The 21,554-nt window shown below is 70.6% G+C and carries 16 protein-coding genes; 11 read left to right on the top strand and 5 right to left on the bottom strand.

The features are described from left to right. Positions 1-7 precede the first annotated feature (7 nt). The gene (locus ACWD6R_RS07345; RefSeq protein ID WP_358860549.1) at positions 8-340 is read right to left on the bottom strand and encodes a WhiB family transcriptional regulator; all 333 of its coding nucleotides are present in this window, start codon (positions 338-340) and stop codon (positions 8-10) included. Positions 341-753: 413 nt separating this feature from the next. On the opposite strand from ACWD6R_RS07345, the gene ACWD6R_RS07350 reads away from it, so the two are divergent. The 4 genes from ACWD6R_RS07350 to ACWD6R_RS07365 all read left to right on the top strand — a co-directional run bounded on the left by ACWD6R_RS07350 (position 754) and on the right by ACWD6R_RS07365 (position 5,094). Then, a complete protein-coding gene (locus tag ACWD6R_RS07350) occupies positions 754-1,365 on the top strand; it encodes a response regulator transcription factor (protein ID WP_003948568.1) in 612 nt (203 codons plus the stop codon). A 279-nt stretch (positions 1,366-1,644) separates the two neighbouring features. Further along, entirely contained in the window at positions 1,645-2,220 is a 576-nt protein-coding gene (locus tag ACWD6R_RS07355) for a sigma-70 family RNA polymerase sigma factor (protein ID WP_030084428.1), read from the top strand. A 139-nt stretch (positions 2,221-2,359) separates the two neighbouring features. Then, a complete protein-coding gene (gene guaB, locus ACWD6R_RS07360; RefSeq protein ID WP_451817806.1) occupies positions 2,360-3,865 on the top strand; it encodes an IMP dehydrogenase in 1,506 nt (501 codons plus the stop codon). 104 nt (positions 3,866-3,969) lie between these two features. Beyond that, positions 3,970-5,094 carry a GuaB3 family IMP dehydrogenase-related protein gene (locus ACWD6R_RS07365; RefSeq protein ID WP_030914322.1) on the top strand — a complete coding sequence of 375 codons (1,125 nt, stop codon included), beginning with the start codon at positions 3,970-3,972 and terminating at the stop codon, positions 5,092-5,094. Between the two features lie 66 nt (positions 5,095-5,160). On the opposite strand, the gene ACWD6R_RS07370 is transcribed toward ACWD6R_RS07365, so the two are convergent. Together ACWD6R_RS07370 and ACWD6R_RS07375 are read right to left on the bottom strand one after the other, a co-directional pair. Beyond that, positions 5,161-5,751 (bottom strand): hypothetical protein, encoded by a 591-nt coding sequence (locus tag ACWD6R_RS07370; RefSeq protein ID WP_451817807.1) that lies wholly within the window; start codon positions 5,749-5,751, stop codon positions 5,161-5,163. Positions 5,752-5,856: 105 nt separating this feature from the next. Next, entirely contained in the window at positions 5,857-7,119 is a 1,263-nt protein-coding gene (locus ACWD6R_RS07375) for a nucleotide sugar dehydrogenase (RefSeq protein WP_451817808.1), read from the bottom strand. A gap of 249 nt (positions 7,120-7,368) precedes the next feature. Between ACWD6R_RS07375 and ACWD6R_RS07380 the strand changes: the two genes are divergently transcribed. Continuing rightward, positions 7,369-9,075: a glycerol-3-phosphate dehydrogenase/oxidase gene (locus tag ACWD6R_RS07380; protein WP_345515036.1), complete on the top strand. Its 1,707-nt coding sequence runs from the start codon at positions 7,369-7,371 to the stop codon at positions 9,073-9,075. A 49-nt stretch (positions 9,076-9,124) separates the two neighbouring features. Here ACWD6R_RS07380 and ACWD6R_RS07385 read toward each other — a convergent pair whose 3' ends face one another. Next, entirely contained in the window at positions 9,125-10,213 is a 1,089-nt protein-coding gene (locus ACWD6R_RS07385; protein ID WP_451817809.1) for a serine hydrolase domain-containing protein, read from the bottom strand. Positions 10,214-10,332: 119 nt separating this feature from the next. Here ACWD6R_RS07385 and ACWD6R_RS07390 point away from each other — a divergent pair, with 119 nt between their 5' ends. The 6 genes from ACWD6R_RS07390 to ACWD6R_RS07415 all read left to right on the top strand — a co-directional run bounded on the left by ACWD6R_RS07390 (position 10,333) and on the right by ACWD6R_RS07415 (position 20,781). Next, complete coding sequence (locus ACWD6R_RS07390) at positions 10,333-12,291, top strand: serine/threonine-protein kinase (RefSeq protein ID WP_451817810.1); 1,959 nt, start codon at positions 10,333-10,335, stop codon at positions 12,289-12,291. Positions 12,292-12,459: 168 nt separating this feature from the next. Next, positions 12,460-15,114, top strand: coding sequence for a protein kinase (locus ACWD6R_RS07395; RefSeq protein WP_451817811.1), 2,655 nt, complete (start codon positions 12,460-12,462; stop codon positions 15,112-15,114). 125 nt (positions 15,115-15,239) lie between these two features. Next, positions 15,240-16,889 (top strand): protein kinase domain-containing protein, encoded by a 1,650-nt coding sequence (locus ACWD6R_RS07400; RefSeq protein WP_451817812.1) that lies wholly within the window; start codon positions 15,240-15,242, stop codon positions 16,887-16,889. 12 nt (positions 16,890-16,901) lie between these two features. Continuing rightward, on the top strand, positions 16,902-17,108 hold the full coding sequence (locus ACWD6R_RS07405; protein WP_451817813.1) for a hypothetical protein: 207 nt from the start codon (positions 16,902-16,904) through the stop codon (positions 17,106-17,108). 178 nt (positions 17,109-17,286) lie between these two features. Then, positions 17,287-18,903, top strand: a complete 1,617-nt coding sequence (locus ACWD6R_RS07410) for a succinic semialdehyde dehydrogenase (protein WP_451817814.1) — start codon at positions 17,287-17,289, stop codon at positions 18,901-18,903. A gap of 48 nt (positions 18,904-18,951) precedes the next feature. Continuing rightward, on the top strand, positions 18,952-20,781 hold the full coding sequence (locus ACWD6R_RS07415; RefSeq protein ID WP_451817815.1) for a GMC oxidoreductase: 1,830 nt from the start codon (positions 18,952-18,954) through the stop codon (positions 20,779-20,781). Between the two features lie 108 nt (positions 20,782-20,889). Here the strand turns inward: ACWD6R_RS07415 and ACWD6R_RS07420 are convergent, their stop codons facing one another. Continuing rightward, complete coding sequence (locus tag ACWD6R_RS07420) at positions 20,890-21,138, bottom strand: hypothetical protein (protein ID WP_451817816.1); 249 nt, start codon at positions 21,136-21,138, stop codon at positions 20,890-20,892. Positions 21,139-21,554: the final 416 nt, after the last annotated feature.

The following is a 21,554-nucleotide window of genomic DNA, read 5'->3' on the forward strand; positions in this document are numbered from 1 at the left end:
GGAAGGATCAGCCGTGTCCGGACGGGGCGGCCATCCCCGTAGGTGCCGCCGCGATCAGCCGGTTGCGGGCCCGTCCCATGAGCTCCTCGCGCTCGTCCTCGGTCAGTCCGCCCCACACTCCGTAGGGCTCGCGCACCGCCAGGGCGTGCGCCGCACACTCGGCGCGTACCGGGCATCGCATGCAGACCTCTTTCGCCGAGTTTTCGCGGGCGCTCCGTGCTGCTCCGCGCTCACCCTCCGGATGGAAGAACAGCGAGCTGTCGACCCCACGGCAGGCCGCCAGCAGCTGCCAGTCCCACAGATCGGCGTTGGGTCCGGGAAGGCGGGAGAAATCTGCCATTGCTTGTCCCCTCGAAACCATGGTGGGTCGGAAACGTCGTTGTCGTTCGTCGTTGGACCGGTGCCCATGACCGTACATCTATGGTGCTAGTAGATGTAAATATGACTGATTGCGAATCTAGCCATAGACACCAGCAAAAGGGAAGGAAAGTGACTAAATGGGGCATACGTTCAAGTGAAGTTCGGTTGACGGCTTGACGATCCGCGCCGCTCTCCTCTGTGCACGGTCCCTCACGTAGAGTGCCGAACCCGCCCCGCGGACCCGTAACTCTTTCGAGTGACCATCGTTGAGAGTGCGGAGGCGGTTGGCAGAAAAAGCGATCGGGCAGATGTCCGAGAGCGTCAACCGCACAGGTGACGACTTGTAACAGCCTGGAGGCTCAAGGTGACGCGCATCAGCTGCGGAGGACGGTCATGACATCCGTCCTCGTCTGCGACGACTCCCCGCTTGCCCGAGAGGCGCTCCGTCGCGCGGTTGCGACCGTGCCCGGCGTCGAGCGTGTGACGACGGCGGCCAACGGCGAGGAAGTCCTCCGCCGCTGGGGAGCCGACCGTTCGGATCTGATTCTGATGGACGTACGCATGCCCGGTCTGGGAGGTGTGGAGACGGTCCGGCGGCTGCTCTCCGCCGACCCCGGGGCCCGGATCATCATGCTGACCGTCGCGGAGGACCTGGACGGTGTCGCGCTCGCGGTCGCCGCCGGTGCCCGCGGATATCTGCACAAGGACGCCTCCCGCGCGGAGCTGCGGGCGACCGTCACCCAGGCGCTGGCCGATCCGACGTGGCGGCTCGCCCCACGTCGGCTGCGGTCCGCCGAGATGGGTGCGGCGCCCACGCTCACTGCGCGTGAGATCCAGGTGCTCGAAGGGATGAGCCATGGCCGTTCCAACGCGGAGATCGGGCGCGAGCTCTTTCTCTCCGAGGACACGGTGAAGACGCACGCCAGGCGGCTGTTCAAGAAGCTCGGCGCCTCGGACCGGGCGCACGCCGTCGCACTCGGCTTCCGCTGGGGCCTGGTCCGCTGATGACCGGCCATGACCGGTAGCCGGCCGCTTCCCCGTCCGCACTTCGGCGGACGGGGTGACGGGGGCGACAGGACACCGATCGGTTGCTCGGCGGCCTCGGTATGTGACGCTTCCCGGCCGATGACGCATCCTTGAGGTGTGGAGTTCCTCGGGAACGATTCGGTCGAGCGGAAGGGGAGGGCGCAGGACATGACTTCCGGCGCACCCGCTCATAACGCTTCGGTGCACAACTACGGACGCGGTGCCGCGAATGAAGCGGCGTCGAGGCACCATGGTCCGATGCGCGACGATGAGACGACGGTGATCGGTGCTCTGGTGCACCGTGCCGTCGACGGCGACGCCCAGGCCACCCATGATCTGCTGGCCCATGTCCACCCTCTCGCGCTGCGCTACTGCAGGTCCCGGCTGAACCGGTTGCCCGGTGATGCTCGCCACTTCGTGGAGGACCTGGCGCAGGAGGTCTGTGTCGCAGTGCTGATGGCGTTGCCGCGCTACAAGGACACCGGGAGGCCCTTCGAAGCTTTTGTCTTCGCCATCGCCGGCCACAAGGTCGCCGATCTCCAGCGGGCCGCGATGCGGCACCCGGGGTCGACCGCCGTGCCCTCCGACGAGATGCCGGAGCGGCCGGACGATTCGCTCGGGCCCGAGGAGCGTGCGCTGCTCAGCAGCGACGCGGCCTGGGCCAAGAAGCTTCTCGCCAATCTCCCGGAGAACCAGCGTGAGCTGCTGGTTCTGCGGGTCGCGGTCGGTCTGACCGCCGAGGAGACCGGACAGATGCTCGGCATGTCGCCGGGCGCGGTCCGGGTCGCCCAGCACCGCGCACTGAGCAGGCTGCGCGCCCTTGCCGAGCAGTAGAGCGGCGTCGGATTTCCTCGTACGCAGGTTCCGTACGAAGCTACAGAACCTCTAGGTGATCTTGATCGTGGAATGAGACGCCCCGGGGGGCCGTTAGCATGGACATCCGCACCGATCAAGGCCATTTGGGGAAGGTGTCATGACTGCAAACGTCGACGGAGTGCCCGAGAAATTCGCGACGCTCGGGCTGACATACGACGACGTGCTGCTGCTGCCCGGCGCGTCCGACATGGCGCCCGATCAGATCGACACCTCCTCGTACATCTCCAGGAACGTACGGGTGAACATCCCGCTGCTCTCCGCAGCGATGGACAAGGTCACCGAAGCCCGCATGGCGATCGCCATGGCCCGGCAGGGCGGCGCCGGTGTGCTGCACCGCAATCTCTCCATCGCCGACCAGGCCAACCAGGTCGACCTGGTGAAGCGCTCCGAGTCCGGGATGGTCACCGACCCGATCACGGTGCACCCGGACGCGACCCTGCGTGACGCCGACGAGCTGTGCGCCAAGTTCCGCATCAGCGGCGTGCCGGTCACCGACGCCGCGGGCAAGCTCCTCGGCATCGTCACCAACCGTGACATGGCCTTCGAGTCCGACCGTTCACGCCAGGTGCGCGAGGTCATGACGCCGATGCCGCTCGTCACCGGCAAGGTCGGCATCTCCGGCGTGGACGCCATGGAGCTGCTGCGCCGCCACAAGATCGAGAAGCTTCCGCTGGTCGACGACGCCGGGGTCCTCAAGGGCCTCATCACCGTCAAGGACTTCGTCAAGGCCGAGAAGTACCCGAACGCCGCGAAGGACAAGGAAGGCCGGCTGCTGGTCGGCGCCGCGGTCGGCGTCGCGGGCGACGCCTTCGAGCGGGCCCAGGCACTCGTCGAGGCGGGCGCCGACTTCATCGTCGTCGACACCGCGCACGGCCACTCCCGCCTCGTCTCCGACATGGTCGCCAAGATCAAGTCGAACGCGTCGGGCGTCGACGTCATCGGCGGCAACATCGCCACCCGTGACGGCGCCCAGGCGCTGATCGACGCGGGCGTCGACGGCATCAAGGTCGGCGTCGGCCCCGGTTCCATCTGCACCACCCGCGTCGTCGCCGGTATCGGCGTGCCGCAGGTCACGGCGATCTACGAGGCCTCGCTCGCCGCCAAGGCGGCCGGTGTCCCGGTCATCGGCGACGGCGGCCTGCAGTACTCCGGCGACATCGCCAAGGCTCTCGTGGCCGGTGCGGACACCGTGATGCTCGGCTCGCTGCTTGCGGGCTGTGAGGAGTCCCCGGGCGAGCTGCTCTTCATCAACGGCAAGCAGTTCAAGTCGTACCGCGGCATGGGTTCGCTCGCCGCGATGCAGACCCGTGGCGACCGCAAGTCGTTCTCCAAGGACCGCTACTTCCAGGAGGGCGTCGCCTCCGACGAGAAGCTCGTCCCCGAGGGCATCGAGGGCCAGGTCCCGTACCGCGGCCCGCTCTCCGCGGTCGTCCACCAGCTCACCGGCGGTCTGCGCCAGTCGATGTTCTACGTCGGCGGCCGCACCGTCCCGGAGCTCCAGGCCAACGGCCGGTTCGTACGGATCACCTCGGCGGGGCTCAAGGAGAGCCACCCGCACGACATCCAGATGACGGTCGAGGCGCCGAACTACAGCAGGAAGTAACGCATCACCACAGGTGAGGGGCGGTCCGGGCGTACCGGGGCCGCCCCTCAGCCGTGTGTCGGGGATACTGGGAACGCAGACGTAGAGGGAAAGGCCACACCATCGTGACTGAGATCGAGATCGGGCGCGGCAAGCGCGGCCGCAGGGCGTACGCATTCGACGACATCGCCGTCGTTCCGAGTCGTCGCACCCGCGACCCGAAGGAGGTCTCGATCGCCTGGCAGATCGACGCCTACCGGTTCGAGCTGCCGTTCCTGGCCGCACCCATGGACTCCGTGGTCTCCCCGCAGACCGCGATCAGGATCGGCGAGCTGGGCGGCCTCGGCGTCCTCAACCTCGAGGGCCTGTGGACCCGGCACGCCGACCCGCAGCCGCTCCTCGACGAGATCGCCGAGATGCCTGTGGAGTCGGCGACCCGCCGCCTCCAGGAGATCTACGCGGCTCCGATCCAGGAGGAGCTGATCGGGCAGCGCATCAAGGAGGTGCGCGACTCCGGTGTCGTCACCGCCGCTGCGCTCTCGCCGCAGCGCACCGCGCAGTTCTCCAAGGCCGTCGTCGACGCGGGTGTGGACATCTTCGTCATCCGCGGTACGACGGTCTCCGCCGAGCACGTCTCGGGCGCGGCCGAGCCGCTCAACCTCAAGCAGTTCATCTACGAGCTGGACGTCCCGGTCATCGTCGGCGGCTGCGCCACGTACACCGCGGCCCTGCACCTGATGCGGACCGGCGCGGCCGGTGTCCTCGTCGGCTTCGGCGGCGGCGCCGCGCACACCACGCGCAACGTCTTCGGCATCCAGGTCCCGATGGCGACCGCGGTCGCCGATGTGGCCGGGGCCCGCCGCGACTACATGGACGAGTCCGGCGGCCGGTACGTGCACGTGATCGCGGACGGCGGCGTCGGCTGGTCCGGCGACCTGCCGAAGGCCATCGCCTGCGGTGCGGACGCCGTGATGATGGGTTCCCCGCTGGCCCGCGCGACGGACGCGCCCGGCCGCGGCCGGCACTGGGGCATGGAGGCCGTCCACGAGGACGTGCCGCGCGGCAAGCTGGTCGACCTGGGCTCCGTCGGCACGACGGAGGAGGTCCTCACCGGCCCCTCGCACACCCCTGACGGTTCGATGAACATCTTCGGTGCGCTGCGCCGGGCGATGGCGACGACGGGGTACAGCGACCTCAAGGAGTTCCAGCGCGTCGAGGTGACGGTGGCGGACTCGCAGCACCGCCGCTGATTGTTCCCGGACATACGGGAGGGCCCGGACCGCTCGTGCGGTCCGGGCCCTCCCGTATGCGTGCGGTCAGTCGCTCGCCTTCTTGGCACCGCCATAGGCGGCGAAGGCGGCGATGGCGATGAACAGGTACGTCTTGAAGCCCGCGGCCTCGCTCCAGGCGTCGGTCAGCGGACCGAACTTGTCGAAGAAGACGTCCGTGAACGAGACGCTGAACTTGTCGGACACGATCACGGCCATGCCGATGAGCTGGCCGAGGTAGACCGCACCGAGCGACAGGACGGCGCTGACGATCGGCAGGACCGGGTTGCTGCCGCCGACCTTGCCCGCGGCGAAGCCGACCAGGAAGCCGACACCGATGGCGATGTAGCCGACATCGCGCTCGATCGCACCGGCGATGACGCCGTAGATCACCGCCGTGACGATTGCCGTGATCACGGCGGTGACCGCACCCAGAGCGATGTTGTTGCGGGCAGGAGCGGCCGGTGCGAACGGCACGCCGCCGAACTGGCCGGGCTGCTGACCCGCGAACGGGTTGCCGGTCGGGACGCCGGGCTGACCGGGCTGGCCCGGCTGCTGGCCGGCGAACGGATTGCCGCCGCCGGGCTGGGCGTCGTACGGCTGCTGCGACTGGTTCGGCGGCGGCACGGGCTGACTCATGGTGGTATCCCCCCTGGGACGGAGCGCACGACTGTGTGAGAAGTGACGCCGCAGGCTAGCAGCCGCCTGTGACATCGCCCACCGGAATCCTTGGGGGAACTGCGCTCACAACCGGTGTGCGGCTCCGGCCGGGGTGGCGCCGCGGGTGTCCAGAAGGAGTTGGGCCTTCACGGCGAGGCCCTGGAGGTCGTACGTACGGTGGTGCTGCAGCAGCAGCGTCAGGTCCGCGCTCGCCGCCGCCTCGTACAGCGAGTCCGCGCGCGGGACGGGCAGTTCGCGTACGCGCCAGTCCAGGACGTGCGGGTCGTGGTAGCCGATCTGCGCGCCCATGTCCATCAGCCGCGTCGCGATCTCCCGGGCGGGGGACGCCTCCTGGTCGGCGAGGTCCGGCTTGTAGGTGACGCCGAGGAGCAGGACCCTGGCGCCGCGGACGGACTTGCCGTGTTCGTTCAGCAGGGTGGCGCAGCGCTGGATCACGTAGCTCGGCATCCGGTCGTTGATCTCCTGGGCGAGCGAGACCATCCGCAGCGGGTGGCCGGGGGTGCGGCTGTTGTACGGGAGGTAGCCCGGGTCCACGGGGGCGCAGTGACCTCCGACGCCGGGGCCCGGGCGGAATGGCTCGAAGCCGAACGGCTTGGTCTCGGCGCACCGGATGACGTCCCAGAGGTCGACACCGAGGTCGTGGCAGAGCACCGCCATCTCGTTCACCAGGGCGATGTTGACGTGCCGGAAGTTGGTCTCCAGAACCTTCGTCATCTCGGCCTCGCGCGGCCCGCGGGCGCGTACGACCTTGTCGGTGAGCCGGCCGTAGAACGCGGCGGCCGATTCGGTGCAGGCGGGGGTGAGGCCGCCGATGACCTTGGGGGTGTTGGCGTAGACGTGGGCGCGGTTGCCCGGGTCGAGACGGCTGGGGGAGCAGGCGAGGTGGAAGTCGCGTCCGGCGCGCAGTCCTGAGCCCTCTTCGAGGAGGGGGCGCACGAAACTCTCGGTGGTGCCGGGGGGCACGGCCGATTCCAGCAGGACCGTGGTGTGCGGGCGGAGTCCGGCGGCGAGGGCGCGGGTGGCGTCGCCGACGGCGGTGAGGTCGATGGTGCGGTCGGCGCCGAGAGGGGTGGGCGCGCAGATCACCGCGGTACGGACCCGGCCCAGCTCGGCCGGGTCGGTGGTGGGCCGGAAGCCCCCCGAGAGCATCCGGCGGATCTCCGGGGCGGTGAGGGCGCCTTCGACGGGGGTGCGGCCGGCGGAGAGCTCGGCGAACGGGTGTGGGTCGGTGTCGTAGCCGACGGTGTGGATACCGGCGGCGACGGCGGCTTGGGCGAGAGGCAGGCCGAGGTGACCGAGTCCGATGACGGCGAGGTCTGCGGGCATAGAGGTGGCCGTCCTTCCCTAAGACCATGAGAGCAGAAAGCGCAACCGCTGAGGACAGCGCAATGTCAGACTAGGCGTAAATATGACCTATATGTCGTATTGTGCGGGTGCTGTTGCCCGGGTGTTGTCCACAGGCGGTGGCTGAAGTCGCGGACCGCGGACAGAATCGAGAGGTGGGTACGGGCGCCCGACCCCCCGGTCGGACCGCAGCGCCGTGCCGGATCCACCCCGATCTACCGGGAGGCAGCAGTGAGGACAGCGACACTGGGACCCGCGGAGCGCGCCGAGGCGCTCGCCGCGATGGCCGAGCGCGAACTGGACGTGCTGGTCGTGGGGGCGGGCGTGGTCGGCGCCGGCACGGCGCTGGATGCGGCGACACGAGGGCTCTCGACCGGACTGGTCGAGGCGCGCGACTGGGCGTCCGGCACGTCGAGCAGATCGAGCAAGCTGATCCATGGGGGGCTGCGCTATCTGGAGATGCTCGACTTCGCGCTCGTGCGGGAGGCGCTGAAGGAGCGCGGGCTGCTGCTGGAGCGGCTGGCCCCGCATCTGGTGAAGCCGGTGCCGTTCCTCTATCCGTTGCAGCACAAGGGCTGGGAGCGGTTCTACGCCGGTTCGGGCGTCGCGCTGTACGACGCGATGTCGGTGTCGTCGGGGCACGGCCGAGGGCTGCCCGTGCACCGGCACCTCTCCCGCCGCCGGGCTCTGCAGGTCGCGCCCGCGCTGAGGAAGGACGCGCTGGTCGGGGCGTTGCAGTACTACGACGCCCAGATGGACGACGCCCGCTACGTGGCGGCGCTGGTGCGCACGGCCGCCGGATACGGCGCGCAGGTGGCGAACCGGGCCCGGGTGATCGGCTTCCTGCGCGAGGGCGAACGGGTCGTCGGCGCGCGGGTGGAGGACGTCGAGGCGGGCGGGGAGTACGAGGTCAGGGCCAAGCAGGTGGTCAACGCGACCGGGGTGTGGACGGACGACACCCAGTCGCTGATCGGTGAGCGCGGACAGTTCCACGTCCGGGCGTCCAAGGGCATCCACCTGGTCGTCCCGAAGGACCGCATCCACTCCTCGACCGGACTCATCCTGCGGACCGAGAAGTCCGTGCTGTTCGTGATCCCGTGGGGCCGCCACTGGATCATCGGGACGACGGACACCGACTGGGACCTGGACAAGGCGCACCCGGCCGCGTCCAGCGCCGATATCGACTACCTCCTCGAACACGTCAACTCGGTCCTGGCCACCCCGCTGACCAGGGATGACGTCGAGGGTGTCTATGCCGGGCTGCGGCCGCTGCTGGCCGGCGAGTCGGACGCGACCAGCAAGCTCTCGCGCGAGCACACGGTGGCGCACCCGGCCCCGGGGCTCGTCGTCGTCGCGGGCGGCAAGTACACGACGTACCGGGTGATGGCGAAGGACGCCGTGGACGAGGCGGTGCACGGCCTCGACCAGCGGGTGGCCGACTGTGTCACGGAGGACATCCCGCTGCTGGGCGCGGAGGGTTACCGGGCGCTGTGGAACGCACGGGCGAGGATCGCGGCCCGCACGGGGCTGCATGTCGCCCGGGTGGAGCATCTGCTGAACCGGTTCGGGTCGATGACCGAGGAGATCCTGGAGCTGATCGCCGCCGATCCTTCGCTGGGCGAGCCGCTGCCGGCGGCGGACGACTATCTGAAGGCCGAGATCGTCTACGCCGCTTCGCACGAGGGGGCCCGTCACCTCGACGACGTCCTGACGAGGCGGACCCGGATCTCCATCGAGACCTTCGACCGGGGCACTCGCTCCGCGCGGATATGCGCGGAGCTGATGGCTCCGGTGCTGGGCTGGGACAAGGGGCAGATCGAGCGGGAGGTGGAGCACTACGAGAAGCGGGTGCAGGCGGAGCGGGAGTCGCAGCGTCAGCCGGACGACCTGACGGCGGACGCGGCACGGCTCGGGGCGCCGGACATCGTGCCGATCTGACGGTCCGATCTGACGGTCCGATCGTCGGTCCGAGCCGATCGGCGGCCCTTCAGGAGATGCGGTGACGATTCTGCCCCGCGGGGCAGAACTCGGCTTCGAGGAGCGCCGGTTCGAGGGTCGCTTCGGTCAGGGTGTCCGTGTTGATGCGGAACGTCAGGGTGTGTCGGCCGTCTCGGGTGGCTGCGGTACGGACGTAGCTGCCCGCGATGTGGCCGTTGTGACCCCAGACGGTTGTCCCGCACGAGAGTTTCTGCGGATAGATGCCCATGCCGTAGATCCCGTGCGCCGTCGCGGTGTTCAGCAGGGTGCTCAGCTGGGCGGGCGGCAGCAGGCGGCCGCCCAGCAGGGCTGCGTAGAAGCGGTTCAGATCGGCGAGCGTGGAGATCAGCTCTCCGGCGGCGCCCGCGGTGCGCGGATCGAGGACGGTGACATCGCGGAGGGTGCCGTCGGCCGGGTCGCGGGAGTAGCCGCGCCCGTGCGGGGCGGGCAGGCCGGTGCGGGCGCCAGGGAGCGACGTGCCGGTGAGACGGAGGTGTTTGATGATGCGGTGTCTGATCTCGGCGGCGCAGCTGTGTCCGGTGACGCGTTGAACAACCAGGCCGAGCAGGACGTAGTTGGTGTTGGAGTAGGAGTAACTGCCGGTGGTGTTCGTGGGGCGGTGGGCCACGGCCGTATGGATCGCGTCGATGGCGGAGACGAGGTGCGCGCCCGGGGCCGCGGTGTAGTCGTAGAGGCCGCTGGTGTGGGTGAGCAGGGCGCGCAGGGTGATGCGGCGGCCGTCGTTGCCGTGGCCGCGTACCAGCCCGGGCAGATGGCTGTCGACGGTATCGGACAGCTGCAGCCTGTGCTCCCGGGCGAGTTGGAGGACGACCGTCGCGACGAACGTCTTGGTGATGCTGCCTGCCCGGAACCGGTCCGCCGAGCGGATGCCGGGACCCGCGGAACGGTAGGTGGCGCGGCGGACGGAGGAGGTGTCCCGGGTGAGAAGTGCCGCGGCCGGGGCACCGCCCTCGGCGACGAGCCGGGGGAGGTACGCGGCTGCGGGCGTGAGGTGTGGTTCGCTGGGCAGGCTCGCTGTTCCGAGGCCGAACAGCGTGAGCACCACCAGGGTGGCGCGCAGCGCCCTGAGTGTCGGCATGGCAGGGAGTCCCTTCCTCCGGCCACATCATGACGGACCCAGGACCCGGCACCATGACCGGTCCCGGGGTGAGGGACAATGAACGCTCTGCCAGGGCGGGTTGATCGCAGAGGGGACGCATGTCGGAGGCGGAGCAGGCACGGGAGCCCCAACGGGACACGGATGGACGTCTCCTTGCGGGTAGGTACCGGCTCGGGGAGGTGCTCGGCCGGGGCGGTATGGGCACGGTCTGGCGTGCTGTCGACGAGACGCTGGGCCGCACGGTCGCGGTCAAGGAGCTGCGGTTCCCGTCGGCCATCGACGAGGACGAGAAGCGTCGGCTCATCACGCGCACACTGCGCGAGGCGAAGGCGATCGCCAGGATCCGCAACAACGGTGCGGTGACGGTCTACGACGTGGTCGACGAGGACGACAGGCCGTGGATCGTGATGGAACTCATCGAGGGCAAGTCGCTCGCCGAGGCGGTGCGCGAGGACGGTGTGCTGACGCCGAAGCGCGCGGCCGAGGTCGGTCTTGCCATCCTCGACGTGCTGCGTTCGGCGCACCGCGAGGGCATTCTGCACCGCGATGTGAAGCCGTCCAACGTGCTGATCGCCGAGGACGGCCGGGTCGTACTGACCGACTTCGGCATCGCCCAGGTCGAGGGCGACCCGTCCGTCACCTCGACGGGCATGCTCGTCGGCGCACCGTCGTACATCTCGCCGGAGCGCGCCCGCGGACACAAGCCGGGACCGCCCGCGGACCTGTGGTCGCTCGGCGGACTGCTGTACGCGAGCGTCGAGGGCTCCCCGCCGTACGACAAGGGTTCGGCGATCGCCACCCTGACCGCGGTGATGACCGAGCCGCTCGACCCGCCGAAGAACGCGGGCCCGCTGGAGGAGGTCATCTACGGCCTGCTCGCCAGGGACCCGGAGCAGCGGCTCGACGACGCGGGTGCGCGGGCCCTGCTCAACGAGGTGATCCACGCCGCCGACAAGCCGGCCCCCGTGGTGCCCCCGCCGGCCGACTCCACCCAGGTCATGGCGCTGCCCGGAAGTGTCGTCGCTCCCCGGACCAAGGGGGCGTCGAAGTCCGGTGAGGCGGCGGAGGGCGCGCGGGACCGGCTGCGCGGTGCGCTGCGTTCCGCGCGGAACGCGAAGGCGGCGCCCGGAGCGGGTGCGGCTGCCGCTGCTCCTGTCTCCGCCGCGCCCTCAGCCGTTTCCAAGGCTCCGGCCCGGCCCAAGGTTTCGGCGGCCTCCGCCTCCGGGGGTGTACCGCCGCAGCGTCCGGGCGGCCCGTCGAACACGCCGGTCCGCGCGTCCCTCACGGACGTGGTGCCCCGTCGCACCCTGGCGATCATCGCGGCCGTCGTCGCGCTCGTCGTGCTCGGCACCGTCCTGGCGCTCTCGCTCGGCGGGGGCGCCACGGACAACCGGAGCAGCGGTTCCGGCAAGGGCGGCACGTCGGCCTCGGCGGGGGCTTCCACGAGCGCCGGCTCCGGCAAGGACAAGGACAAGGACAAGGACCAGGGCCAGGACCAGGGGCAGAGCGCCGATCAGGGCGAGGACAAGGACAAGGGCAAGGGCAAGGGCAAGGACGACGACTCGGGCAAGGGATCGGACTCGGGCAAGGCGGGCGCGCTGCCCGACGGCTACAAGATGGTCACCGACAAGCGGTTCCACTTCATGATGGCGATGCCCAAGAACTTCACGCCCTACAAGATCGCGGGCGCCAGCTCCGGCCAGATCTACGCCGTGAACGGCGGCTACCCCCGCGTCCAGGTCGACTACAACAGCTCTCCCAAGGACGATGCCGCCGCGGCCTGGAACGCGGCCAAGGGCTACATCGCGGCCACCAGCAGCGGTTACCGGCACCTCGGGATCAAGACCGTCGAGTACAACGGCTATCCGACCGTCGCCGACTGGCAGTTCGAGCGCGATGAGAACGGGCAGCGGAGCCACGTGCTCAACCGGGGCTTCAAGGTCGATGCCACGCACGGCTACTCGATCATGATCAGCTGCAAGGCGAGCGAGTGGAACGGCGAGGCGTGCCGGACCGTGCGTGAGACGGCGTTCGCCACGTTCCGGCCCAAGGACTGAGCGGCGGGTTGCGTCGACCCTGCCGCGCGGCCGGCACTTGCCACGTATTGTGAGAGGCGGAGGACCGTACGCAGCCATAACCGTAGGCGAATTGCACAGTATGTGACCGCAATTGACGGTTGATGCGGTCTCCGTGACCGGGGGAACAGCGCGCTCTGGGGAGGCGTCGTGGACGACTATGCGGGTCGGGTGCTTGCCGACCGCTACCGCCTGCCGCTGCCGCCTTCCGATGAGTACGAACTGGTCGAGACCCGGGCATTTGACACGTACAGCGGACAGGAAGTCCTGGTGCGGCAGGTGCCGTTGCCGGAGGTCGTGGACGCCGAGGTGCTCGACGGGGACGGGCCGCCGCCGGCGGTGCGTCGGGCCGGCGGGCGTACGGTGCGGCGGTCCACGGACCCCGCGGTCCGGCGCGCGATCGAGGCCGCGCAGGCCGCGGCCCAGGTGCCCGATCACCCGAGGCTCGACCAGGTCTTCGACGTGTTTGCCGAGGACGGATCGCTCTGGATCGTGAGCGAACTGGTCGCGGCCCGTCCGCTGGCCGCGCTGCTCGCCGAGCGGCCGCTGAATCCGTACCGGGCCGCCGAGATCGGCTCCGATGTGCTGACGGCCCTGCGCGTGCTGCATGCGCACGGCTGGACCCACCGGAACATCACCATCCGTACGGTGCTGATCTGCGACGACGGACGCGTCATGCTGACCGGCCTGGCGGCCGGGGCGGCGGAGGAGGCGTTGTGCGGGTATGTGCCGACGCCGCAGCCCGAGGACGAGAACGGGTACGGGCGGCCCGCGCTCGAGTCGGGCCCGACCGGTCCGTACGTACCGCCCGCGGAGCCCGCCGAACGAGCCGGGCCGCCCGGACCCGTCGAGCTGCCCTCCTCGCGCGGTCCGGCCGGTGAGCCGGAGGCCGTACGGTCGCCGCAGCATCCCGACGCGGCTGCCCCCGGCGCGGACGGCTCCGCGCAGCTGCGGGCCGCGCGCGCCGGAGCCATCGCCGCCTACCGCGCGGGCGCCCGCGCCGCCGCACGCGTCAGCGAGGACCAGCGACGTGCCCGGACCGGCGAGCCGGAGGAAGCGGACCGGACCGGCAGCCTCCCCGTTCAGCGTCCCGGCCCCCCCGACATCGGCCGCCCGCAGCTCACGGGTGGGTGGGGCCCCACCGCGACGGACCCGTACGACGACGAGGGCGACGAGGACGACGACGAGTACGACGCCCCGTACGGCCGTGACGGCGGCGACGGGGGCCACGGTGGCCAGGGGCCGCCCGACCGGCGGATGCACCTGATCGGCTCATGGGGCGACGGCGCCGACTTCGGACGCCCTGTTCCCGCGGGCGGCTCCAACGAGGACGCCCTGCGTGCCGACGCCCGTCGCCACGGCACCTCTGCACCTCAGCAGCAGGAGCACCGACAGCAGCCCACCTCCGGCCGCTGGGACGACATCGTCGCCGGTGGCCAGGGAGCCCCCGCCTACCGCGGCCCCGCCACCACCCTCGCCGCCGAGCGCGCCCGGCAGGCACGGATCGCCGTCGTCGGCGCCGTCACCGAGCGCTGGGCACCCGAGCAGGCCGGACCGGTGCACGAGAACTGGCAGCTGGCACCGCCGATCGGCCCCGCCACCGACCTCTGGGCGCTCGGCGCCCTGCTCTACCGCGCCGTTCAGGGCCACGCCCCCTACCCCGAGGAGAGCGCGGCCGAGCTCGTCCAGATGGTCTGCGGCGAGCCTCCCGCCTTCGCCGAGGAGTGCGGTCCGCTGCGTCCGGTCGTCGAGTCGCTGCTGCGCCAGGACCCCACCGAACGCCCGGACTTCGAGGAGCTGCGCGGCTGGCTGCGCTCCCTCGTGCGGTCGGCGCCCGAGCCCGAGGCCGGTCTCGACGTCGTGCCGCTGCCGTCCGTCGACGGCACCCGGCTGCCCGTCGTACGCCGCCGGGGCGAGCTGGTCCGCAAGCGCCGCGGCCGCATGGGCGGCGCCTCCGCGCACGGCCGCCACCGCCAGACGAGGGAGCGACCCGAGCGGTACGAGAAGCCACGGCCGCCCCGCGAGCCCAAGGGCCCCAAGGCGCTGCGCACTCCGCCCCGCCCCCGGCAGGGCGAAGGACGTGCGCCGCGGCGGCTCGGACGGCTGCTGCTCGTGCTGATCCTGCTGGGCCTGGCCACCGCCATCGCCTACGCCGTGATGTTCCTGCCCAAGGCGGACAGCGGTGCCGGGCAGGGCTCCCCCTCCGGCTCCAAGGGCTCGACCGCGGCGGCCTCGGACACCGGCTCCCCCGACTCCTCCGACGGGAAGCCGCCGGCACAGTCCGAGCCGCCGTCATCGTCCCGGTCGCCCGGTGCGGAGCAGCCGCAGACCAGCCGCTCGACTGTCGCTCTCGCACCTGGTTACACCCTGCGCAAGGACGCCGAGGGCTTCGAGGTCGGCGTACTCAAGGGCTGGCAGCGCAGCGCCGGCGGCGCCGACCGGCAGGTCAGGTACGGCAGCGACGGGTTCAGCCTGCTGGTCGTGCCGGGCCGCGACACCGTGAAGGCGAACGGCGGCGACCCGCTCGTCTACCAGAGCGACAAGGAACGGGAGTTGCAGCCCTTCCGGGACTCCAGCTGGTCATCGGCGACCGGGCTGCGCCGTATCGACGTCGGCCGACAGGCCATGGCGGAAGGCCAGTTCACCTGGCAGGACGAGACCGGGCGCGAGGTGTACGTCCGCAACCTCGCGATGATCGTCGACGGCCGCTACCACGTCATCCAGGTGATCGGCCCGGAGAACGAGCGGGACAAGGTGACCGCCGTCTATGAACAGGCCATCGCCTCCTACCGCGTGAACTCCTGAGGCACCGGCAGAGGAAGAGCGCCCGCGCGACAAGCATCACAGTGCGGTTTCGTGGGCGGTGCGAGGTTCCGTGGCCGTACTCCCCCTCCGTAACCTGGCATCCGAAGGAAACGGGGCGGGGAATCGTGGAACGATCACAAGGAACGGACACGGGGCTGGTGCTGGCCGGAAGATACCGGCTCGGTGAAGTCCTGGGGCGCGGCGGCATGGGCAAGGTGTGGCGCGCCCATGACGAAGTGCTGCATCGCACGGTCGCCGTCAAGGAGTTGACCGCCGGGCTGTACGTCGCCGAGGCCGACCGGGTCGTGCTCCATGCCCGGACCCAGAAGGAGGCCCGCGCCGCGGCCCGCATCACCCATCCCGGCGTGGTCACCGTCCACGACGTGGTCGAGTACGACGACAGGCCCTGGATCGTCATGCAGTACGTCGACGGACCGTCACTCGCCGACGCCGCCAAGGAGAGTGGCGAGATCGCGCCGCGCGAGGCGGCCAGGATCGGCCTCCATGTCCTGAGCGCGCTGCGCGCCGCGCACAGCGCCGGCGTGCTGCACCGGGACGTGAAGCCCGGCAACGTACTCCTCGCCCGTGATGGCTCGGTGCTGCTCACCGACTTCGGTATCGCCGCGATAGAGGGCGACTCGACCATCACCAGGACCGGTGAACTCGTCGGGTCCATCGACTATCTGGCGCCCGAGCGGGTACGCGGCGGCGATCCCGGTCCCGCCTCCGACCTCTGGTCGCTCGGCGCCACGCTCTACTCCGCGGTCGAGGGACGCTCGCCGTTCCGCCGCACGTCGCCGATCTCCACCATGCAGGCGGTCGTCACCGAGGAACCGCCGCCGTCCGCCCGCGCCGGCGCGCTCGGCCCGGTGATCACCGCCCTGCTCCGCAAGGACCCGGCGGACCGGCCCTCGGCGGCCGAGACGGAACGGATGCTGCTGGACGCGATGGAGGGGCGGGAGCCCCGGGCGGCGCAGGCGTATGTACCGACGCAGCGGGTGCCCGAGGAAGCCCTGCGGGCGACGGACCCGGACGGCCAGGGGCAGTCGGGCGGCACCACCGGAACGGAAGCGCTCCGCCCCGGCCCGCAGACCACCGACACCACCCCGGTGACCCGCCGCAGCCGCGGCCGTTGGCGTACGACCGTCCTGGTCATCGCCCTCGCCGCACTGGTCGGCGGTGGTGCCGGGCTGGCCGCGATGAAGTACGGCGAGAGCCCCGGGACGGGCCGCGCGGGCGGCGCGGGCCAGGTGAGCCGGGCGCCGCAGCAGCCCTCGTCGCAGGCTCCGAAGCCCAGCCCCTCCGCCAAGGCGGTACCCGACGGCTGGCAGCGGGTGGACGACCCCGACGGGTTCGGCCTGATCGTCCCCGACGGCTGGAAGCGCCGGGCGGACGGCCTGAACGTCGACTACACCCCGGACAACGGCGAGCACTACATCCGCATCAGCATCGACCGGGAACCCGACTTCGAGAACTCCTACCTGCACATGCTGGACCTGGAGACGAAGCTCACCGCGCGGCTGCCCGCGTACGTGCGCAAGACTCTGCAGTCCAAAACCTACCGCGACCGGCCCGGCTCCCTCTGGGAGTTCACCTGGACCGAGTCCAAGGACCACCCGGGCCCGCGCCACGCGATCGACCAGATGTACTTCGGCGAGGACGGCGGCCCGGAGTACGCGCTGTACATGTCGGGTCCAGCGGGGGACTGGGACACGACGCGGGACCAGTTCGACACGATGCTGCGGGGCTGGCGCGCCCCGGGTGACGCCGGCTGACGGTGCCTGCACGTGCGGCATCAGGGGCATTCCGGCGCCCTCCGGGAGTTCACCTGGAACGGCTTCTCGAAGGCGGAGGGCGCCCGGCACACGTACGACCTGTGCTGGGAGGAGGACGGTCTGATGTACGACGTCTGGGTGTCGGCGCCGGTCGGCCGGCTCGACGTGGCGCAGGAGCAGTTCGACGCGGCACTGGACTCCTTCACCGCGGCCCGCTGAGGACTGCGTTCCGCTGCCGCGCAGTTGTTTCGCGAACGGCCGGCCGGCCCGTCCGGCTCGGTAGATAGCCCCTGATCAGCAAATATGCCGCCAGTGATCGCTGGCTCGATTTGTGGGGACTGTGAAAACCTGTTACCGGCGGGTACCCAAAGTGTGCGGCTGGACATACTCTCGCCCCATGACGGACTCGCAGGCCTCTGCTGCCCACCCTGGTTCGAACCCTGTGGCCGCCGCCCCCGCGGGCGCGCGCACAGCCGCCGATGTGGTGACGCCCGAGGTGGTCGCCCAGTTGACCCGTGGCGTCGTCGGCTCCGGCCGTACCGCGAACCACACCCCCTTCACCGGGGAGAAGCTCGCCGACCTGCCGGAGTCCACCCCCGAGGACGTCGCCGAAGCCTTCGCGCGGGCCCGCGCCGCCCAGCCCGCCTGGGCCGCCACCCCCGTCCGGGCCAGGGCCGCCGTCCTGCTCCGCTTCCACGACCTCGTACTCCAGCGCCAGGCCGAGGTCCTCGACCTCATCCAGCTGGAGACTGGCAAGGCCCGCCTGCACGCCCACGAGGAGGTGCAGGCGGTCGCCGTCGTCGCCCGGCACTACGGGCGCAGGGCGTCCTCGTATCTGAAGCCGAAGCGGCACACCGGTGTCGTACCGATCTTGACCAAGGTCACCGAGCTGCGCCAGCCGCGCGGCGTCGTCGGCCATATCTCGCCGTGGAACTACCCGTTCGAGCTGTCCGTCGGCGACGCGCTGCCCGCGTTCGTCTCCGGCAACGCCCTCGTGATGAAGCCCGACACGGAGACCGCGCTCACCGCGCTCTGGGCCCGTGACCTGCTGATCGAGGCCGGGCTGCCCGCCGAGGTGTTCCAGGTCGTCCTCGGTGACGGACCGGTCGTCGGTCCCGAGGTCGTCAAGCACGCCGACTACGTCTCGTTCACCGGCTCCACCCGTACCGGCCGCGAGGTCGCCCAGGGTGCGGCGGCCCGGCTCGTCGGCGTCTCGCTGGAACTCGGCGGCAAGAACGCCATGCTGGTCCTGAAGGACGCCGACGTGGAGAAGGCCGCCGCAGGCGCCGTCCGCGCCGGCTTCTCCTCCGCCGGACAGCTCTGCATCTCCATCGAGCGGCTGTACGTCCACGAGTCGGTCGCCGACGACTTCGTGGAGCGGTTCGCCGCCCGTACCAAGGCCATGCGGCTCGGCAGCTCCCTCGCGTACGGCGCCGACATGGGTTCGCTCGTCGGTGAACGCCAGCTGGAGACCGTCACGCAGCATGTCGCGGAGGCCGTCGAGAAGGGCGCCACACTCGTCGCGGGCGGCGTTGCCCGCCCCGACATCGGCCCGCTGTTCTACGAGCCGACCATCCTCGACGGCGTCGAGGCACCGATGGCCGTCTGCACCCAGGAGACCTTCGGCCCGGTCGTCTCCATCTACCGCTTCTCCGACGAGGACGAGGTCATCGCCCTCGCCAACGCCACCCCGTACGGCCTGAACTCCAGCGTCTGGACCAAGGACTCCAGGCGCGGTCACCAGGTCGCCGCCCGGCTGCGGACCGGTACGGTCAACATCAACGAGGGGTACGCCCCCGCGTACGGCAGCGTGCAGTCCCCGATGGGCGGCATGAAGGATTCCGGTCTCGGCCGGCGGCACGGCTCCGAAGGCATCCTCAAGTACACCGAGGCCCAGACCGTCGCCCAGCAGAGGCTGATCCCGCTCGCCCCGTCCTTCGGGATGGACGACGAGAAGTACGCGGCGTTCATGAGCCGCAGCCTGAAGGCGATGAAGGCGTTCCGCCTGCGCTGACCCCGTAACACCGCAGCACGTTCTGTCCTTTTCGCACCGAGGAGAGCCATGTCCCAGGACAGCCCTGCCCAGAATCAGGCCGGACCGGCGGGTGAGACCGACGACGACGGGGCGTACGACTACGACGTCCTCGTCGTCGGCTCGGGCTTCGGCGGCGCGGTGTCCGCCCTGCGGCTGAGCGAGAAGGGGTACCGGGTCGGGGTCCTGGAGGCTGGCCGCCGCTTCACCCCCGGCACCCTCCCCAAGAACTCCTGGGACATCAAGAACTACCTGTGGGCCCCCGCCCTCGGGCTCTTCGGCATCCAGCGCGTGCATCTGCTCGGCAAGGTGATGGTGCTCGCCGGGGCGGGCGTCGGCGGTGGCTCCCTCAACTACGCCAACACGCTGTACGTCCCGCCGGCCCCGTTCTTCGAGGACCGCCAGTGGGCTTCCATCACCGACTGGCAGGACGAGCTGACGCCGTACTACGACCAGGCCAAGCGGATGCTCGGGGTGCGGCTCAACCCCACGATGACCCCGTCCGACGTCCATCTGAAGGCGGCCGCGCAGGCCATGGGCGTCGGCGACACCTTCCATCTCGCCCCGGTCGGTGTCTTTTTCGGCGACGGCAGCGACGCCGACGGCACGGCGAAGGCGAAGCCCGGCGGAACGGTCGCCGACCCGTACTTCGGCGGCGCGGGCCCCGCCCGCAAGGCCTGCACCGAGTGCGGCGAATGCATGACGGGCTGCCGCCACGGCGCGAAGAACACCCTGAACGAGAACTACCTCCACCTCGCCGAGAAGGCCGGAGCCGTCATCCACCCGATGACCTCCGTCGTCGCGATCACGGACGGCCCGGAGGGCGGGTACCACGTCACGACCGTCCCGACGGACCGCCGGAAGAAGGGCAGGCCGACGCTGCTGCGCGCCCGCGAGGTGGTTGTCGCGGCGGGCACGTACGGCACCCAGACCCTGCTCCACACCATGAAGGACAAAGGGCTGCTGCCCCGGCTCTCCGCCAGGCTCGGCGAGCTGACCCGTACCAACTCCGAGGCGCTCGTCGGCTCCCAGACCAGCGACCGCCGCTACCGCAGGAAGCACGGCACCGCGAAGGCCGACTTCACCCAGGGCGTCGCCATCACGTCCTCGATCCACCCCGACGAGAACACCCACATCGAGCCGGTCCGCTACGGCAAGGGTTCCAACGCCATGGGCTCCCTGTCGATCCTCCAGGTCCCGTACGGCAGCCGCCGGGTGCTGGGCTGGCTCGGCAACATGGCCAAGCACCCGACCCTCGCCATCCGGTCGCTCTCCAGCCGTCGCTGGTCGGAGCGGACCATCATCGGTCTCGTCATGCAGTCGCTGGACAACTCCCTGACGACCTACCGCAAGCCCAGCGGTATCGGAAAGGGCCTGCTCACCGCCCGGCAGGGGCACGGGGCGCCCAACCCCACCCAGATCGAGGAGGCGACGCGCAGCGCCTCGTTGCTCGCCGACGAGATCAACGGCTTCGCCGGGTCGAACGTCGGCGAACTGATGGGCACCCCGCTCACCGCGCACTTCCTCGGCGGTTGTCCGATCGGTGCGAGCGCGGAGGACGGGGTCATCGACCCGTACCACCGGCTGTACGGGCACCCGGGCATCTCGGTCGTGGACGGCTCGGCGGTCTCCGCGAACCTCGGCGTCAACCCGTCGCTGACCATCACCGCGCAGGCGGAACGGGCCATGTCGTTCTGGCCCAACAAGGGCGAGGCGGACCCGCGCCCGGCGCAGGGCGAGGCGTACGAGCGGCTGGCCGCGGTCGAGCCGAAGGCACCGGCGGTGCCGAAGGAGGCGTTCGGCGCGCTGAAGCTGCCGTTCCTGGGTCTGCCGACGGTCCCGCCGAAGAAGAAGCAGTAGGGCCTCTCTTTCGGACCGGGCCGGATCCGGACAGCGGAAAGGGGCTGCACCCCCCTCCGAGTGCAGCCCCTCACGCCTACCGGTGACGTCGCCCGTTACGCGGCGGCGTCACCCGTTCCTGCGGCGCCGCACGACGGTTGTGACGGTGTCGTCGGCGAACGCGACCGGGGCGGCCAGGATGGCCGCGGGTGCTATGACTGCGGTGGCGGCGGCCACCGCCATGGCGGAGAAGTCCGGTGTACCGCTGTGGCCGCGGTACGCAGGTGTGGACGGGCCTTCCGCGGTGGGGTCACGGATGGGGCCGTTGTTCTGCATGCATGACCAGCCACCCGCCGCAATGGTTGTCCCGGTGTTCACAGAATCTTTATGTGACATGTGCCATATGGCACTCCGTCGTCCCCCGTGACCTGCGGAAATTCGCCGCCGCTCCATGACCAAGGGCCCCGCGGTCCGGTGTGAACCGGTCCGCGGGGCCCTTGTCGATGGCACCGGCGCGTCAGGGCGGCGCCGGTGCCGAGAGGCGGCGCCGGGGGGTGGCGCCGCGGGAAGGTGGTGCGTCGGGTCGGCGCCCCGGCGCACGGGGGGCGCGTAAGAGGTGTCGACCCAAGTCGTGAGTGGTGCGATACGTGAGTGGTGCGATATGGGGGACTTGCCCCTTGCGTCGTGCTGGTGACCGTGCCGGGAACCAGCCAGGTCGCAGGCAGGTCACTGATCGGTATCGGTCGGTGTGTATAGTCGGGCGGCAGAAGTCCCCTACGTCAAGGAAAGACGAG

This window comes from Streptomyces sp. NPDC005151 (assembly GCF_053599875.1).

Coding starts and splice junctions, on each gene's coding strand:
- ACWD6R_RS07345 (WP_358860549.1), bottom strand. CDS start 340: ATGGCAGATTTCTCCCGCCTTCCCGGACCCAACGCCGATCTGTGGGAC.
- ACWD6R_RS07350 (WP_003948568.1), top strand. CDS start 754: ATGACATCCGTCCTCGTCTGCGACGACTCCCCGCTTGCCCGAGAGGCG.
- ACWD6R_RS07355 (WP_030084428.1), top strand. CDS start 1,645: ATGCGCGACGATGAGACGACGGTGATCGGTGCTCTGGTGCACCGTGCC.
- guaB (WP_451817806.1), top strand. CDS start 2,360: ATGACTGCAAACGTCGACGGAGTGCCCGAGAAATTCGCGACGCTCGGG.
- ACWD6R_RS07370 (WP_451817807.1), bottom strand. CDS start 5,751: ATGAGTCAGCCCGTGCCGCCGCCGAACCAGTCGCAGCAGCCGTACGAC.
- ACWD6R_RS07375 (WP_451817808.1), bottom strand. CDS start 7,119: ATGCCCGCAGACCTCGCCGTCATCGGACTCGGTCACCTCGGCCTGCCT.
- ACWD6R_RS07385 (WP_451817809.1), bottom strand. CDS start 10,213: ATGCCGACACTCAGGGCGCTGCGCGCCACCCTGGTGGTGCTCACGCTG.
- ACWD6R_RS07390 (WP_451817810.1), top strand. CDS start 10,333: ATGTCGGAGGCGGAGCAGGCACGGGAGCCCCAACGGGACACGGATGGA.
- ACWD6R_RS07410 (WP_451817814.1), top strand. CDS start 17,287: ATGACGGACTCGCAGGCCTCTGCTGCCCACCCTGGTTCGAACCCTGTG.
- ACWD6R_RS07415 (WP_451817815.1), top strand. CDS start 18,952: ATGTCCCAGGACAGCCCTGCCCAGAATCAGGCCGGACCGGCGGGTGAG.